The organism is Halocella sp. SP3-1 (genome assembly GCF_003953885.1).
Taxonomy (GTDB): domain Bacteria; phylum Bacillota; class Halanaerobiia; order Halanaerobiales; family DTU029; genus Iocasia; species Iocasia fonsfrigidae.
The window spans coordinates 3,803,907-3,820,303 of sequence record NZ_CP032760.1; the positions used below are offsets into that span (position 1 = coordinate 3,803,907).

At 32.4% G+C, this 16,397-nt stretch carries 14 protein-coding genes, 1 pseudogene and 1 CRISPR repeat array; of the genes and pseudogenes, 1 reads left to right on the forward strand and 14 read right to left on the reverse strand.

All coding sequences use genetic code 11. The features are described from left to right. Positions 1 to 3: 3 nt before the first annotated feature. The 5 genes and pseudogenes from D7D81_RS18205 to tnpA all read right to left on the reverse strand — a co-directional run bounded on the left by D7D81_RS18205 (position 4) and on the right by tnpA (position 5,455). Entirely contained in the window at positions 4 to 1,581 is a 1,578-nt protein-coding gene (locus tag D7D81_RS18205) for an acyl CoA:acetate/3-ketoacid CoA transferase (protein WP_286169922.1), read from the reverse strand. A gap of 206 nt (positions 1,582 to 1,787) precedes the next feature. Continuing rightward, a complete protein-coding gene (locus D7D81_RS18210) occupies positions 1,788 to 2,573 on the reverse strand; it encodes an IclR family transcriptional regulator (protein ID WP_125991431.1) in 786 nt (261 codons plus the stop codon). A 517-nt stretch (positions 2,574 to 3,090) separates the two neighbouring features. Then, positions 3,091 to 4,686, reverse strand: a pseudogene (tnpC, locus tag D7D81_RS18215) (IS66 family transposase). A 98-nt stretch (positions 4,687 to 4,784) separates the two neighbouring features. Beyond that, positions 4,785 to 5,141 (reverse strand): IS66 family insertion sequence element accessory protein TnpB, encoded by a 357-nt coding sequence (gene tnpB, locus D7D81_RS18220; RefSeq protein ID WP_125991432.1) that lies wholly within the window; start codon positions 5,139 to 5,141, stop codon positions 4,785 to 4,787. Next, positions 5,135 to 5,455: an IS66 family insertion sequence element accessory protein TnpA gene (gene tnpA, locus D7D81_RS18225; RefSeq protein ID WP_125991433.1), complete on the reverse strand. Its 321-nt coding sequence runs from the start codon at positions 5,453 to 5,455 to the stop codon at positions 5,135 to 5,137. The genes tnpB and tnpA overlap by 7 nt, the downstream gene beginning before the upstream one ends. A 52-nt stretch (positions 5,456 to 5,507) precedes the next feature. Here tnpA and D7D81_RS18230 point away from each other — a divergent pair, with 52 nt between their 5' ends. Further along, entirely contained in the window at positions 5,508 to 5,717 is a 210-nt protein-coding gene (locus D7D81_RS18230; RefSeq protein WP_125991434.1) for a hypothetical protein, read from the forward strand. 111 nt (positions 5,718 to 5,828) lie between these two features. Here the strand turns inward: D7D81_RS18230 and D7D81_RS18235 are convergent, their stop codons facing one another. The 9 genes from D7D81_RS18235 to cas5b all read right to left on the reverse strand — a co-directional run bounded on the left by D7D81_RS18235 (position 5,829) and on the right by cas5b (position 16,346). Further along, a complete protein-coding gene (locus D7D81_RS18235; RefSeq protein WP_205739283.1) occupies positions 5,829 to 6,866 on the reverse strand; it encodes a HAMP domain-containing sensor histidine kinase in 1,038 nt (345 codons plus the stop codon). Continuing rightward, the gene (locus D7D81_RS18240) at positions 6,859 to 7,536 is read right to left on the reverse strand and encodes a response regulator transcription factor (protein ID WP_125991435.1); all 678 of its coding nucleotides are present in this window, start codon (positions 7,534 to 7,536) and stop codon (positions 6,859 to 6,861) included. Before D7D81_RS18240 ends, D7D81_RS18235 begins: the two co-directional genes overlap by 8 nt. A gap of 40 nt (positions 7,537 to 7,576) precedes the next feature. After that, positions 7,577 to 8,698 (reverse strand): NAD(P)H-dependent flavin oxidoreductase, encoded by a 1,122-nt coding sequence (locus D7D81_RS18245; protein ID WP_125991436.1) that lies wholly within the window; start codon positions 8,696 to 8,698, stop codon positions 7,577 to 7,579. Between the two features lie 520 nt (positions 8,699 to 9,218). Further along, a CRISPR array of direct repeats spans positions 9,219 to 10,285; the repeat unit is 37 nt; unit sequence GTTTCAATCCTTATTATAGTGGATTTATTATTTAAAC. 209 nt (positions 10,286 to 10,494) lie between these two features. Then, positions 10,495 to 11,184 (reverse strand): CRISPR-associated endonuclease Cas6, encoded by a 690-nt coding sequence (locus D7D81_RS18250; RefSeq protein ID WP_125991437.1) that lies wholly within the window; start codon positions 11,182 to 11,184, stop codon positions 10,495 to 10,497. Positions 11,185 to 11,214: 30 nt separating this feature from the next. Then, positions 11,215 to 11,808: a CRISPR-associated protein Cas4 gene (gene cas4, locus D7D81_RS18255; protein WP_125992371.1), complete on the reverse strand. Its 594-nt coding sequence runs from the start codon at positions 11,806 to 11,808 to the stop codon at positions 11,215 to 11,217. A 9-nt stretch (positions 11,809 to 11,817) separates the two neighbouring features. Beyond that, positions 11,818 to 12,108, reverse strand: coding sequence for a CRISPR-associated endonuclease Cas2 (gene cas2 / locus D7D81_RS18260; protein WP_125991438.1), 291 nt, complete (start codon positions 12,106 to 12,108; stop codon positions 11,818 to 11,820). Positions 12,109 to 12,112: 4 nt separating this feature from the next. Next, on the reverse strand, positions 12,113 to 13,093 hold the full coding sequence (gene cas1 / locus D7D81_RS18265; RefSeq protein ID WP_125991439.1) for a CRISPR-associated endonuclease Cas1: 981 nt from the start codon (positions 13,091 to 13,093) through the stop codon (positions 12,113 to 12,115). Positions 13,094 to 13,148: 55 nt separating this feature from the next. Then, positions 13,149 to 15,611, reverse strand: a complete 2,463-nt coding sequence (gene cas3, locus D7D81_RS18270) for a CRISPR-associated helicase Cas3' (protein ID WP_125991440.1) — start codon at positions 15,609 to 15,611, stop codon at positions 13,149 to 13,151. 15 nt (positions 15,612 to 15,626) lie between these two features. Then, complete coding sequence (gene cas5b, locus D7D81_RS18275) at positions 15,627 to 16,346, reverse strand: type I-B CRISPR-associated protein Cas5b (RefSeq protein ID WP_125991441.1); 720 nt, start codon at positions 16,344 to 16,346, stop codon at positions 15,627 to 15,629. Positions 16,347 to 16,397 lie beyond the last annotated feature (51 nt).

Consider the following 16,397-nt stretch of genomic DNA (forward strand, 5'->3'; position numbering starts at 1 on the left):
TTTTTACATTTCATTTTTAATTCCCATTAAAGACTCCTTAAAAATTCGTGAATCCATTTTTTTTAACTTATGACTAATTATTGGTTTGAAATCCATCTTATCTAAAATGTCTTTCTCTAGATCTACACCAGGAGCAATCTCTTTCAATATTAAACCTTCTTTTCCTAGACTAAACACAGCCCGTTCGGTAACAAATAAAACCTCCTGGTTTTTTTCTTTTGCATACTTACTATTAAAACTGATTTGTTCTACAGTACTACATAATTTTCGATATTTGCCTTCCTTTAAAATCTTAAGTTCTCCAGCTTCAGCTTTTACCTCTAAATCAGAAGTGGAAAAACTACCACAAAAAACTACTTTTTTAGCATTTTGAGAAATATTTATAAATCCACCTACTCCCACTATTCGATTCCCAAATTTACTAACATTAACATTGCCAGAAAAATCAACTTGAGCAAAAGCGAGAAAGCTTAGATCTAGTCCACCACCATCATACCAGTCAAATTGAGAATGATGTTCAATAATTGCGGTGGGATTAGTACCTAAAGAAAAATTAACACCTAAGGCTGGAATGCCACCAATTACACCCTGCTCAACAGTAAAGGTAACTTTATCAAATATTTCCTCTTCTAAAGCAATACTAGCTACACCATCGGACATACCAAAACCAAGATTTACAACAGCTTTAGGGAAAAGTTCCATAGCTGCCCTTCTAGCTACAATTTTTCTAATATTAAAAGGCATAGAACTACTTTTATTAAATGAAGTTTTAATTTCTCCACTGTAAGCAGGATTATAATTTACAGCCATTGACTGAGTTTGTTCTGGGTCAACAACAACAGCATCTACTAGTATTCCAGGTACTTTTACTATTCGTGGATCTAATGTTCCTTTTTGAGCCACACGTTTCACTTGCGCTATAACTATTCCTCCGCAATTTTTTGCTGCTTGAGCAGCTGGAAGAGCCTCCATATAGACACCTTCGTGTTCCATACTAATGTTTCCATCTTCATCAGCAGTAGTTCCTCTAATAATTACTACATCTATCGGAAAACTTTTATAAAATAACCATTCAGACCCTGATACTTCCATGACTTCTACCAAATTAGCCTGTGAACGCTGATTCAATGCTCCACCATCATACCGTGGATCAACAAAAGTTCCCAATCCCACATGACTGATCACACCAGGCTTTTTACCAGCAATAGCTCTTAGTAACTGAGCCATAACTCCCTGAGGTAAAACATAACCTTCTAATTTATTATCTTTAACCATATGCGACAGTTTCGGTGCCCAGCTCCAATGGCTACCAATAACTCGCTTTACCATACCTTCATGTGCAAAATGCTCAGCCCCTCCACCCTTACCATCACCAATTCCACTAGTATGACATAAATTCAAATTTCGCGGATGGCCCTCTTGCAAAAACCTTTTTTCAATTGCATCAAGAACTAATCCAGGCTCGTTAATTCCACCGCCAGAGCAAACAGCCCAAATGGTATTATTATCATTTACTAAATTAGCTGCTTCTGTAACTGACATTACTTTTGACATATTAATAATCATCTCCTTATTAATCATCTCCTTTATAATATAATTGTGTAATCAGCATCACTAATATATTTGCAGGATAAATTATAACTTTATTGTTCGATATTATAGAACAACATTCGAATATATAGCAAAAAAAATATTTTTTTATTAGTATATTAAGTTATATCTTTTAAAGAAAAGTAACTTTTAAATATCTTTTCACGTCTTAACTCTATATCTTAATATTTTAATTATCAAGTTTTATCTCCAAAATAACCCAAACGCTGGGAAATCTCACTACTAATTTGTTTAATTGCTTCAATTAATTCTTTTAAAAAATCACCTTTAACCCTTACTTTTGGTCCTCCTATACTGATACCTGCTACCACCTTACCAAGATGGTTATATATTGGTGCTCCTAAACCTTTCAATCCAATTTCACTCTCTTCATTGTCAATTGAATAGCCCTGTACACGAACTATAGAAAGATGCTCCTTTAATTCAGATATACTAGAAATACTATTTTTAGTAGGTGTAGACAATTTCCCAGACTCAAATATTTGAACTATCTTCTCATCTGAAAATTCAGCTAACATCACTTTTCCAGTAGCTACACAATGAGCCGGGGAACTCATACCTACTCTTAAAGAAAATTTAATTCCAGAGGATGCTTCTATGCATTCAACATAAACAACATTTCTTCTACTTTCGTCCAAAATAGATAGCTGTACTGTTTCTCCATATTTATCAACCATTTTTTGCATAATTGGTGAAGCAATTTCTCTAATATTTAAACGTCCATATAAAATACTACTCAATTCTAAAAAAGCAAGGCCTAAACGATATTTATTGGATATTCGATCTTGTTCTAAATACCCATGTTTTTTTAAAGTTGCAATTAAACCATATACTGTACTCTTGGCCAAATCCAATTTTTCTGAAATCTCTGTTATTCCTAAGCAATTATATTCTTTAAAAAGTGATATAATTTTAATTGCTCTATCAACACTTTGAATTACGGGTTGTCTACTTTTTTTCATTTCTCTACCTCTTTTTTCGATATTAACGAACAATGTTCATTTTTTCTATATTATATTATATTCTATAGAAATATTAAAATTCCTTCTTTTTTTTAAAAAAATTTTTATCTTTTTTTAATTTAGATCTCTTGAATTAATTAGTATAAACTATTATGCTTTTATTATAGCTTAGTAACAATCTATATTAAGTTATGAATTATAAGTTTGTCTTAACATATTAAAACTATTACAATAATAATCTAATATAAATAAAGATTTTGTCACATAATGTTGATAAAAGAAATTTATTTTATGAAAATTGCTTTTTCTTTTATTCTTTCAGTGGAGGAAATTATATTGTAGGGACTTTTTGTGAATGTCAAGTACTTTTTTACGCTTTTTGATAAATAACATTTTCCATAAATGTAAATGAAAAAATTTACCGTAAACAATACATTTCTTCAGTATTTTATGTTAACTAAAAAATAGTAAGCGTCAAAACGTCCCCACCTGGAAAAATTGAGGACGTTATGATAGGCTAATTCTTATGAGGAATCCTGCATTCTTCAGGAATAGATTGAGACCAGGGTAATAATTCATCCAATTCATCTATATTTTGTAGATCAATATTGGGTAGTTTTTCAAAAAGGTATTTTAGATAAAAGAATGGTATCAGGTCATTAGCTTTTGCAGTCTCTATGATACTGTAAGTAATTGCACTGGCTGTAGCTCCTTTTACCGACTTGGAAAATAGAAAGTTCTTTCTCCCAATAACAAAGGGCTTGATTGCTCTTTCTGCCCGATTATTACTGATCTCTAGTCTACCATCCAGGAGAAAGGCTTCTAGTTTTGGCCATTGATTGAGACAATATTTAATAGCTTTGCTGAGACCACTTTTAGGTAAAGTCTGTTGTTCCTTGATTTTTAGCCATGACAAAAAGGCTTCCAGAACTGGTTTGCTTTGTTCAAGGCGTTTTTGATATCTTTCTTCATCTGATAAGTCTTTTAAGTCCCGTTCAATCTGGAAGGGTCAATTGCAGAAATTCAGACCTTCCTCAGCATTAGTTTTTAAGTGAACAGAGCCTTTAGGTAATGCCTTTAAGGCATCTGTAAAACCACGTCTAGCGTGAGCAAAACATCCGACCTGGGTGACGTCCTGAACACTATTGTATCCAGCATAGCCATCGGTTTGAAGAAACCCACTGAATCCAGTTAAGAATTTCTTCGGATGTTCATTAGCCCTGGAAGGTTGATATTCATATAAGTAGATCGGTGGACTGGAAACTCCAGTAGCATAGAGCCACATATATGATTTGCTTTTAGCTGCTTTACCTTTTTCAGATAAAACCTGAAGTGTAGTTTCATCAGCATGTACGATATCTTCTTTTAATAAATATTCATATATTCTATCATATAGATAGTTAAGCCAGTTGTTGGCTCCATGGATTACCCAGTTAGCCAGATTTTGACGGGATAGATCAATGCCAAAATTCTTAAATTGTTTCTCCTGTCTGTAAAGAGGTACTGCTTGAGAATATTTGGTATCCATGATATATGCCAGTAACGATGGAGAGAGAAAACTCCCTTTTAAAACTGGATTAGGCATAGGAGCAGTAATTACTGGAGTTGTGATATTTTCCTTTTCGCAATTTCTACAGACATAAACATCACGAACATGTTCAACAACCTTAACCTGAGCAGGAATAATCTTTAATTCTTTTCTAATTTCCTTACTCATGACATGAAGTTGCTTACCACATTGCGGACAGATCTGCTCAGCTTCATCTAGATGATATTCAATGACTTCAACAGGGAGATCTTCGAAGGACTTTTTCTTTTTGTTTTTGCCCTTACGTCTTTTATATGTAATCTCCTCAAGTTCGGGTTCTTTGAGACTGACCTTAGCTTCCTGTTCAGCCTCATTAAAAATTGATAACTGATTAGAATTAGATTTTTCACTAGAAGCACCAAATCGCCTTTGTTGGTTTAAGCGAAATTGTTCCTCATACCAGTTTAATTTAGCTGTCAATTCTTCAATTTGTTGAGCCTGTATTGCAATTTTATCTTCTAAAGATAGCTCTTGATTTTCTTCTCTATTTACTTGTATAGTCGTTGATTTATCAGTAGTTTTCATAAGTTTATTATATCATTTTTAGGAGAAAAAAGATACTAAAATTAAGCGTAAAAGCTCTGATTTTACAATGTTTTTGAGCCTTTTGTCTAAAGTTTGTTTTAGATGATTATTCTTTCTTTAACGGCAGGATGAGCACCTTTTTGATGAATAGATAAACCATCAAGTAACCACCTGAATTGTCTTTCATCAATCATTACTGTAGAGCCAATAGTACCATCAGGCCATCTGAATCTACTTTTTTCCAGACGTTTGTAGTGTAACCAGAAACCATCATTATCCCATTCCAAAATCTTGAGCTTGTCCTGCTTTCTGTTACAGAAGACAAAGAGGTCATGAGAAAAGCGATTGAGCTTAAAGCTCTCCTGAACTATTAAGGATAGGCCATTGATTGATTTCCTAAGATCAGTAGGCCCTAGGGCTAAGTACACCTTATTGATATGATGTTGATTTAACATTGTTCCTTAAGAATCCTGACAAGAGTTTCAAAAGTATTAGAATCAAAACCTGGAACGACCTCTATGATCGCCTGGCCTATAGTTATTTTTATGGTTTTAGTTTCAGAATTGTTATTTTCTGTTAGGGCAGGAAATACAGCTGTCCATTTAGTTTGACTAGATTCCTGTTCTTTCTTTTCCTTGTTAAATTTATGAACATAGTATCTTAGAGAATTAATACTTAGACCATTCTCTTCACACCATTTGGCAGCAGTTAAACTACTTGCTTTGTAATCCTGGATTCTTTTAATCCAGATTTCACGTTTGTTATTCATCTTCAAATAACCTCCCTCACGGAGATTATCTCATAGATTTCGGCTGTAAGGAATGTGGGTTATATTTGACGCTTACCTTAATACTAATGAAAAAGATCTTAATACTAATAAAGAAAATAATAAAGCTACCTTCTATAAAATTCTGGACTTTTTAACTAGAGAGTTCGAGAAGGCAGATCAGGACATGCAGGGATATCTAACTATTACACTCAAAAAAGCCTTCCCAGAATATGAAGAATATATAAATCAGACCAGGGAATAAAAAAACCCTATCCCTGAATTTTTTCCTTAAATAGGGTAATTAAAACCTTTTGATCTTTACTAGATAATGGCTGTATAATATCCTTATATCAGTATATAAATCAATGATTTTTTAAAGATCAGCATCAAATGTTACTATAACTGTAGTTCCAATTCCCTTTTCGCTCTCCAGAGATACTGTCCCCCCACATAATGTTACAATTCGTTTCACCAGGGGAAGTCCAAGGCCATTACCCTTTACATTGTGTGAGAGTTCTCCCTGGTAAAATTTATCAAAGGACAATTTTTTCACTTCTTCCTCCATACCAACACCATTATCCTTTACGGATATTATAATATTTTTTCCTTTTAAACGACAGTCAATAGATAATATTCCATTTTGAATAGAAAATTTAATAGCATTATCAATTATATTGCTCCATACCTGTGCGAGCAGCGGCTTATTTCCATAGTACATAATATTTTCCATATTTAATTCTATGCTTAGATTCTTTTCCTCCCAGATACTTTCATAGCATAATAGTACACGTCTTATCTGCTCATCCAGCGAAAACCATTCCTTTTGCAGAACAATCCCTTGATTTTCCAGACGTGAAAGGGAAAGAATATTATGCGTTAGTTTCGTCAGCCGTTCGGTGTTTTCCAAAATATACTGTATATATTTGTCTTCCTCTTCCCTGGAGAGGGTGTCATCCTGTAATAATGTTGCATATCCCTCAATTACAGAGAGAGGGGTTTTAAATTCATGTGAAACATTGCTTACAAAATCATTCCTTAATGTCTCTATATTGGACAATTCTTTTACCATAATATTAAAGTTCTCTTCTATCTGTTTAATTTCTTTTGCTATACTTTTTCCTTCCAACCGAACAGAAAAATCACCCATAGCCACTTTCTTGGCTGCATCATTAATTTTTAAAATAGGACGGAGCATTTTCTTCGATACATATGTAGAAATTATTACTCCAACTATAATAACTAATAATGCAGTATACATAGAAGAAGTCAGCGCTCCTGTTATGGGACTATAATCAAAATTCATTAATAAATATATTATTATAAAAGTAAGCACCATGGACAATGTTATAATAATCGCCATTGTCAAGGCAAATAGATGAGCAGTTGACATTGATTCTTTTATCCTATACATTACACTTCACCGCTTTATATCCGAGCCCTCTGATGGTTATAATTTCGAAGGGTACATTTTTCCTAAACCGCTCCCTGATTCTACTTATATGTACCTCCAATGTGTGTGGGTCACTCTCTGTATCCACGCCCCAGATCTCATCCATAAGCTGATGTCTTGTAAAAACCTTATTCAAATTAGAAAGCAATTTATACAGTATTAAAAATTCTTTTTGTGGTAGTATCATGCTTTCTCCATTCAAATATACAGTAAAATCATCATATAATAGCTCCATTTCGTCAAGCTTTAATTTCTTTTCATTTACAATCTGTGATCTTCTAAGAAGCGCATTAACCCTCAATACCATTTCATTCACGTTAACAGGTTTCACCATATAATCATCAGTACCAACATGAAAACCACTCTGCATATCTTCAAAACTGTCTTTAGCAGTTATCATCAACACCGGTATATTATATCCAACTTCCCGCATACTCTTTACCAATTCATAACCGTCCATATTCGGCATCATGATATCGGAAATTATAAGGTCAATATAATGCTTTTCAAGAATATCCCATGCCTCAATTCCATCTTTTGCTTCAAAGTAAGCGAAACCATTTTTAGATAATACAGTACAAAATAGAGTTCTTAAGGACCGATCGTCCTCTACCACTAATATATTAAACATACTTAACATCTCCCTAAGTAAGTATAACATATGTCTATTTTCATTGTAAATCAATAACAGCAGGCTTAGTCTTTTCAGCTGCCTTACTATACTCGTTTATTAATGATCCTATTAATTCCTGCACAGAAACAATTTCTTTCACTCTGTAAGCATTTTGACCAGCAAATACAAATCCACTATTAATATTTCCTTTTTTAGCATTTAGTAGTACCTTAGCAATACAATACAAACTATTATTGCCCTTACATGTTTTTATACAGTGATAAGGACAATTAAACGGATGGTTCATCCCTTTTTCTGCTGATTCAATAAAAGAGTTTTTAATAGCTCTCCCGGGTAGCCCAACCGGACTATCTATAATCACAATATCTTCTTTTTTACAATTAATATAGGCCTTTTTAAATTCAATGGCAGCATCACATTCATATGTGGGTACAAAACGAGTTCCCATCTGCACCCCTGATGCTCCTAATTCTATAAATTTATAAATATCTTCACCAGTATAGATACCTCCTCCAGCAATTACCGGGATCGTCCTCTTATACTTTTCTTCAAACACACCCACCTCACGAACGACCTCAGGAATTAACTTTTCAAGCAAATAATCAGTTTCATTAATCTGTTCTCTCTTAAAGCCTAAATGTCCTCCAGCCATAGGTCCTTCTACAACGAACCCATCTGGTAAATAATCATATGTCGAAGTCCATCTTTTAATAATTAAGCGAGCAGCTCTAGAGGAGGATATAATAGGTACTAATTTAGGTTTCTTATCACCAGTTACATATTTCGGCAAATCAAGAGGAAGGCCTGCTCCTGAAAAAATAATGTCTGCTCCTGCCTCAACTGATGTTCTAACCATATTTGAAAAATTTGAAAGAGCTACCATAATATTCACTCCTATAATCCCTTGAGTTAGCTCTTTTGCTTTTTTGATTTCATTCTTTAGTGCCTTTATGCTGGTTTGGACAGGATTTATTTTATACTCAGGTAAATCAAAACCAACTCCTGCTGTTGATATAATTCCTATACCCCCTACATTTCCTACTGCAGAAGCTAAAGAAGAAAGTGAAACACCAACCCCCATTCCTCCCTGAATAATCGGTATTTTTGCCACTAAGTCGCCAATTATTAATTCAGGCATTTTGACACTATTTATTTTCATTTGAAAAACCTCCATTTATTATTTTTTAACAATAATACTCTATGCTATACCCGATTCTATATCAAAAAATTATATGATTCTCTCATCTTAATATAACCATATCAATCTTTTTTCAACTCTTCCTCAATTTAATATCGACTATTAGATTGCCCAAGCCAAAACAATATCCGAGCAATTACTATTTTCGGTGGGACCATATCCAATTCCATCCACAAGTATCATAAAGAACAGCAATACTATCATTTAAAGCCGAATTGTAGGAAATTTATTTAATATATTATTGTCTTGATAGGTAAAAAACATACTTATGAGGTAATAAATTATGGAAGATTATATGAAGGTATCCTGAAAGATTAGTTGAAAGAATTGAAATCTTTTCACATTCAAACTTATCAAACTAAAAAGTTGAAATCAGGAAATATGAAGCAAAATGAAGGACTAGGCAGATACAACTGTACAGAATCACCACAACCTTTAATCCAATGTTTTTTGTATAATAACAACAGTTTCACTCGGAATAGTTTCAATCCTTATTATAGTGGATTTATTATTTAAACAATGGGCCATTAGAAATAATATAGGAATTGAAGAAGGTTTCAATCCTTATTATAGTGGATTTATTATTTAAACATGATATAGTCTTTGTTTCTCCTGTCCCATATCTCATGTTTCAATCCTTATTATAGTGGATTTATTATTTAAACCTGGTGATCTACTGATGATAGGAAAGACTGAGAGGACTTGTTTCAATCCTTATTATAGTGGATTTATTATTTAAACTCCTATCATCCAGCTACTGCTGATATGGAAGAACAGGTGTTTCAATCCTTATTATAGTGGATTTATTATTTAAACACCAAGTACCTCCTGATTTTCTGATTTCTCCTTCTTGTTTCAATCCTTATTATAGTGGATTTATTATTTAAACATAAAAGTCAGAAGTGTCTCCTTCCGGCGAAGTTGGTTTCAATCCTTATTATAGTGGATTTATTATTTAAACTAAGCCTTTTGCTCTCATAGTACATCATCTTGACACGTTTCAATCCTTATTATAGTGGATTTATTATTTAAACTACCATTTCGGCTCACCTATTTGCAAGTGCCATTTCTGTTTCAATCCTTATTATAGTGGATTTATTATTTAAACTAGTATAGCGTGTAATTGTGATATGAAAGAAGTAATGCGTTTCAATCCTTATTATAGTGGATTTATTATTTAAACCAAGATCTTCCCATCTTTCTTCGGACACATAAAAAAGTTTCAATCCTTATTATAGTGGATTTATTATTTAAACTCTAAATAACAAGAGTAAAATATTTAAACTGTCTGAGTTTCAATCCTTATTATAGTGGATTTATTATTTAAACTCAGAGTCTGTCGTTGTCTTTCAAAGGCTTCAAGGTGTTTCAATCCTTATTATAGTGGATTTATTATTTAAACTTACTTATTTCTTCACCCTTCTTAACATCTTGTTCGTTTCAATCCTTATTATAGTGGATTTATTATTTAAACCTAACAATACAGGGGGGGTAGCATAAAGTTATCCCCTGTTTCAATCCTTATTATAGTGGATTTATTATTTAAACCCGTCACGGAGCAAGAACACTTATATAACAGCAATCATCAATAACTCTTGAGAAGATAACTCCCTCCTTTATTACTGTATATTTATAAATTTTACCCCTGTTTTGATAGTTTTGCCGCAAAATGAAATCACCAACCAAATACTAATATGACTGTAATCATCGACTACTGTATATTTATTCATCAATAATTTTCCTTCAGAATTGCTTCTTTAGATTACTTTTTCTCTTGAAATTGTACCAAACCCTCGACTAGTAGATTTGCCTAAGCCTATATATTCAGGTAAATATACATTGGAAAAAAAATAGCCAGTAAAACCCAACATCTCTTCTCCTTTGAATTTGACTGTAATATCTGATAAAGATGGTACTACTTTAATATCTTCTTCAACCCACCAATCAATTCCTTTAGCAAAACTTAAAATATTTCCGATGATTACAGATTTAAAGAATTTCCTCTTATCTTTTTCTACCGCCTTTATATATTTACTTCTATAAACCTGATAATTCTCCTGGCTTAATCCTAACCAAGGGGTTATAAATGTATATTTATATATTGGCATATCATAATCATCATCAATTTCTATTAATTCCTTATCAACAGAAAGTTTACCACCAGGTGATAGATACACTTTATCTCCTAATACTAACTTTTCAATAGAGAGAAAATGTTCCGTTATTAACTTTCCACCTTGATTAATTCCCAGAATAAATGGTCTTTTATCAATAATTTTATACTGAATTAAAGGATAAGCATAGCGAAGGCTGCCATCTTGATAATGATTATGAAATAAAATTTCCTTAAAATTATTTGCAAAATAACCTCTTAATTTGTGGCCATAGCGTAATGACAATTCATCTTCAATCTCATATTTCAAAGTTACTACTTGAATTTCTGGCAAATATATCACTCCTAACAAGATAAAACATTCTTATCTTATACATATATTTCTATAAGTACAGTCCGAACACCTTCTTTTATATTTTGTTCCTTTAGGAAAATAACCTTTATCTATAATATTAATAATTTCTTCAATAATAGTCTTTACATTTTGATATGTTTCTTTATTAATCGGTATCTCTTTAAGTAAATTTCTACTTCTAACATAAATCAGAAAAGCTTTATTTACCTTAATGTTATAATTATCTTCAATCAACATACCATACATAATTGCCTGATATTTATGAGTAGAGAAAGTCCGTTCCTTATATTTAGCAAATTTATAATCTAAGGGAGCAGCTGTACCATCCTCTAAAAACAAAACTTCATCGACTATTCCATGAATTTTATATTTCTTTGAATATAGTTTTTGCTCCAGCAGTTTTTCTTTGACTCCGATCTTCTTTCTTAGATAATTTTTATTAATGTTAGCTTTAGTTTTATGGACTTCCCGCCCCATAATTACTTTAAAACGATTTTTTTCATGCTGGGAGATCTTTAAATATGACATGAAATAGATAAATCTAGGACAATAGAGATATTCCATCACTTCAGAAGGTGTTATGCTGATAACATTTTCTTCCATCAAAATCACCTACAAAAAAAGGCTACTAATCTCATCATTAACCATCGCTTTGTCAAAAGCCTGTCCCAATAATTCAACCTTTTTAAAATCATCCTGACACATAGGAAAAACATAGATTGAGTCTTCATCAGGATTGATCATCTCTTCAGCATAAACAAGCAGTTCATCCATCAGATTATTATCAATATTCCCAAGGAAAACTGATTTTTGTACCCGGTAAAGGCCCTGTTCAATCGCTTTATCAGCCAGCTTTTTGCGGGCTCTATCTGCTACAATATCATATATAAACCAGACCAACATAAGATCAACTTCCTTCCTGAATCATACTATTTGCCAACTTATGAGCATCATATTGAATTGTATTTTCTATCACAATCTGTCTCCCTTTATATCTGATCTTATCCTGAAAATATTCGTTCAAAGCAGTTAACAAGACCTTTTTACCTTCATCATTGAGAGTTAAACCACCACTAATTTTATCAAAATAAGATTTTCTTACTTTTTTGCGGCTGAATAATTTCATGACTATTCGATCTATATAATGACGGTATGGTTCGATAAAATCAAAGACAAATGATTTTTTGTTATAACCATCTGTATGCAAAATACCCACGTAGGGGTCTAATCCAGCAATTATAAGGGCTTTTTCTATCTTGCCATGCAAAACTCCATAACCATAGTTGAGTAAACAATTAAACTCATCTTTAGCTGGTCGAAAACTCCTGCCTTCAAATTGATAACGATCTGGTAACAGATAACTTAAACAACTAAAATATTTGCGAGATATATTACCTTCATATCCCATTAAACTATATCTTATGTCATCAATTTCTCCACTTAACTTTTTTATTTTTTCTTTTAATAAGTCCATTTCTTCAATTTTATTTTCTAAATAATCCTGTTTCTCTTTATTCCGTTTTAGACCTAAGTCATATAAATGCTGTATCATATTATCTGTTTTGGCAAACATTAATTGTTTAATTATTTCTGTCCCTTCTTCAGTAGAAGCAATCTCTAGCTGCCTTCTTCTAATATAAGTAGTACTACCTAACTTTGGGTGCCACACTTTTCCTAAAGAACTACCGAATTCATCCAGAAACTGGATCTCAATATTATTTTCCAGAGCCAGCTTAACCGCATCTGTACTTATAGCTGCCCCTGTAGTTATCAAAATTGAATCAATCTTTTTTGCAGAAATTCTTTTTTTTTCTTCTTCACTCTTGATTTCAAAAGAGTTCTGTACCACATGTAAATAACTGCCATATGTATTTATGATTAATTGCATTAGAATCACCACTTATGGAATTACTTATAATATTTTTATTAGACTTATTCTCAGTCTAAAAGAAACTACATAGCTCTACTTCATCCCTTTTAAAGCCAGTTTCCTGTCTATAAACATCCTTAACCTGATAAAAGTTAACATAATTAAAGTTATTTTCTAATTGACCATCATCTAATTGTTTTTTAGCTACATATTTCGGTATTGTAATTACATAGTTTAAAAAATCTTTTTTAATAACTTCAAAGCGAGATCTTCTAATGCTAAAATCCTCTGGGCTTTTGATTTCAATTTCATTTATTTCCTGATATCTCTGCCAGATCTCAACTGCATCTTGATCTAATTCAATAAATAGATTAACGGTTTCATAATCCTGTTCAATTAATTGGAAAACAGACTTATGATTACTGAAAAAGGCTGTCTGGTATTTTAAGTTCTTAATAAATTTTAATAAATCAATTGAAATGTCATTACGTTTAGCTGAATTAACCAGTTCAAAATACTTTTTATTAATCTCAAAAAATCTCTTTTCATCAAGACTATCTGGAAGCTCAGCTAAAAGCAAATCAGTCTTTACCCTTAAAATATCATCATAAACATATTTAGCAAAGGGTTTATTTCGATCATTTTCATTAAGCAGCTTAAGCAAAATGACTGTCCCCTTTTTAGCTGGATCAAAATTCCTATTGCAGCGTCCACAGCTTTGATTTATCGAATCCAGTGGAGCAAAGTCACGGTAAACCCGGTCCAGATCAATATCAACCCCGGCCTCAACCATCTGAGTTGAAACAATTATCTGCCTTTTATCATTAGTACCAATCTGCTTTATTCTTTCCTCCCGTTCTTTTGGTACAATATTGGTAGATAAATAGATTAGTTCCTCTTTATCCTGCTCAATTTCTTCTACAAGATGTTCATATATTTCTATAGAACTCTTGATGGTATTTAAAATGATTAGGATATTCTTCCCCGGATATTTCACTAATTCTTCACTGATGAACTCCTTAAACACCTCTAGAGTCATTTCTTTCCGGTAATGACTTAAATCAAGTACAATCCGGTCAAAGAAATCAAAATACTCTTCTTTATTTACCGCCAGTTCCTTTATTTCTCCATTCTCTTCACTGTAAATTAAAGGCATAGTAGCAGTAATAAAAATAAAATAGCAGTTAAGTTTTTTCGCCATTTCCTTAAATATAATTTTAATAAGTTTCCAGTATTTATAGGGTATTGACTGGACCTCGTCCAGTAAAATAATGGAATTAGAAATATTATTAAATTTAATCAAGTTACTATTTTTATTAGAAAAAATAGAATGTAGTAGTTGTACAAAAGTAGTTACAATAATCTCTGAGTTCCAGCTCTCTATTAGATGTTTAGAAACATCATAATCTTCATCATCATATAACTCCTCACCCGAAACATCTTTCTTTATGTAGCTTTTAGGTGTTAGATAATGGTGTTTGATTAATAAAGAACTATCTACAACCTCCCCTGCCTGGGCAAAAACATCTTCATATCGCTCATAATTCTGGTCAATTATAGAGGTAAAGGGTAAGGTATATATTAATCTGAAATTTTGACCGACCTTCTCTCTTAATCTCAGACCTGCCGAAAGGGCAGCTAATGTCTTTCCCGTACCGGTAGGGACATTAATAGAAAGAATCCGTTCTTTGTCTAAATCTATATTTTCAATACTGTGAATTACTTCCTGATAAATCTGGTTCCTTTTTTTATCCATCTTACTACTGGCCTGATCCCAGCCCTTAAATTTCTTGTATTTGTCAGCCGCATCAGCCGGTAGTTTTCTTCTTGCTAAAACCATCTCTTCCAACTGTTCATAATTCAGCCCTTTACTGTAAAAGATAGCATCTGCTTTATCACTGGAAATTAAAATAGAATAAATTAAGTTTAAGATTAAATAATTCTCCTCTTTATTCAATAACCTTGACAAATAAATCTTGATTCTATTATATGGCCTGCCAGACAGCTTAGTCTTGATATCATTAAAAGTCAATCCACTAATATTTACATTTATCTGGCTTAAGTTCAGGATTGTCTGTAGTTCCTCCAGATCAAAGGTCTGATACTGTTCCTCTAATAGCTCCCATTCTGTAATAGATATCATATCAGTAAAATCCTTTAGATTACCATGATGGCGCAGGACAATCACCATAGCAATTAAGGGTAACAACTTATCTTTAAATAATTCATCAGCTATATAATAAGTACAGACAGCTGATAATAAACTGTGATTACTTTTATTTATTCCCGCCTGGTTTAATAGCTTATACTCTTCATCATCTTCTCTTCCCAGTTTTTTTAATTCCAGCTTTCTTTGAAAATATTTATTGGCTTTACCAAAATCATGGGTAATCAAAACAAGTTCTGTCAGTAATTTTAGTTCTTCCAAATTTTCAAAGTATAATTCTTTACTTAAAAATTTCTTTAAGCCTAGTCGGTAGACATTATATAGATGATCTTTTAATAATTTGCCTGGATGTGAATATAAAGCACACATTCTATCTACTCTCCCTTAGATTAAGAAACAGTTCTCTCCAGTTGTCAGTTGGCAATATTCTCGCGGTTTAGCCTTAATACTCTGACCATTTCTTTCATACACAATTTGTGCATAGTTAAGTACTTCTCGATCAGGTTTCATTTCTAGAGCAACTTTATCGGCGAAATATTCTTTGCCTTCTTCATTGAAATCTATATCACCCTGTCCTAGAAAATTCCCAATCATTAAGGCAGTCACGATATCGACCCATTCGTAATTATCACTAATCTTTTGATAATCATATTCTGCTACATATTGAAAATTAGCCAGATTTTCACTCAAACCCAGTGAAATAGAATAAAAGCTTTTGTGAGCTTGAATAAAATCTTTTAATTTATTATAGAGATCCTGATTTTGATGTTGGAAAAATATTCTATAACTTGCATCTTTAAGAAATTCAGTCTTGATCTGAGTTCTATTTTTAATCCGTGACATCATTTTAGCCGTTTTAGTATCGATTAGATTAAGATTAATCCTTGTTTTTTTAACTGGTTTTATAATCTGAATTCCTAACTTACATTGTCCAGCTTGGAAATAATCTAAATACTCGTTTTTATCCAAACCGAGAATAGCCCCAATTAATCCATAGATAGTAGTTTTAGGGGGAACTGAAAAGCTTAAAGGTGAAGTTGTAGTATAATATTTCTTAAAGTGGGCATATTCTGCCCAGATATCAAAACATAATAATTTGCTCATTAAGACACCCCTTTCCATGAAAGATCAAACAGGGCAGACAGAATTAAATCC

Coding starts and splice junctions, on each gene's coding strand:
- D7D81_RS18230 (WP_125991434.1), top strand. CDS start 5,508: ATGTGGGTTATATTTGACGCTTACCTTAATACTAATGAAAAAGATCTT.
- D7D81_RS18210 (WP_125991431.1), bottom strand. CDS start 2,573: ATGAAAAAAAGTAGACAACCCGTAATTCAAAGTGTTGATAGAGCAATT.
- cas1 (WP_125991439.1), bottom strand. CDS start 13,093: ATGCAATTAATCATAAATACATATGGCAGTTATTTACATGTGGTACAG.
- cas2 (WP_125991438.1), bottom strand. CDS start 12,108: ATGTTGGTCTGGTTTATATATGATATTGTAGCAGATAGAGCCCGCAAA.
- cas5b (WP_125991441.1), bottom strand. CDS start 16,346: ATGAGCAAATTATTATGTTTTGATATCTGGGCAGAATATGCCCACTTT.
- cas3 (WP_125991440.1), bottom strand. CDS start 15,611: ATGTGTGCTTTATATTCACATCCAGGCAAATTATTAAAAGATCATCTA.
- tnpB (WP_125991432.1), bottom strand. CDS start 5,141: ATGTTAAATCAACATCATATCAATAAGGTGTACTTAGCCCTAGGGCCT.
- D7D81_RS18205 (WP_286169922.1), bottom strand. CDS start 1,581: ATGATTAATAAGGAGATGATTATTAATATGTCAAAAGTAATGTCAGTT.
- D7D81_RS18235 (WP_205739283.1), bottom strand. CDS start 6,866: ATGTATAGGATAAAAGAATCAATGTCAACTGCTCATCTATTTGCCTTG.
- D7D81_RS18240 (WP_125991435.1), bottom strand. CDS start 7,536: ATGTTTAATATATTAGTGGTAGAGGACGATCGGTCCTTAAGAACTCTA.
- cas4 (WP_125992371.1), bottom strand. CDS start 11,808: ATGGAAGAAAATGTTATCAGCATAACACCTTCTGAAGTGATGGAATAT.
- D7D81_RS18245 (WP_125991436.1), bottom strand. CDS start 8,698: ATGAAAATAAATAGTGTCAAAATGCCTGAATTAATAATTGGCGACTTA.
- tnpA (WP_125991433.1), bottom strand. CDS start 5,455: ATGAATAACAAACGTGAAATCTGGATTAAAAGAATCCAGGATTACAAA.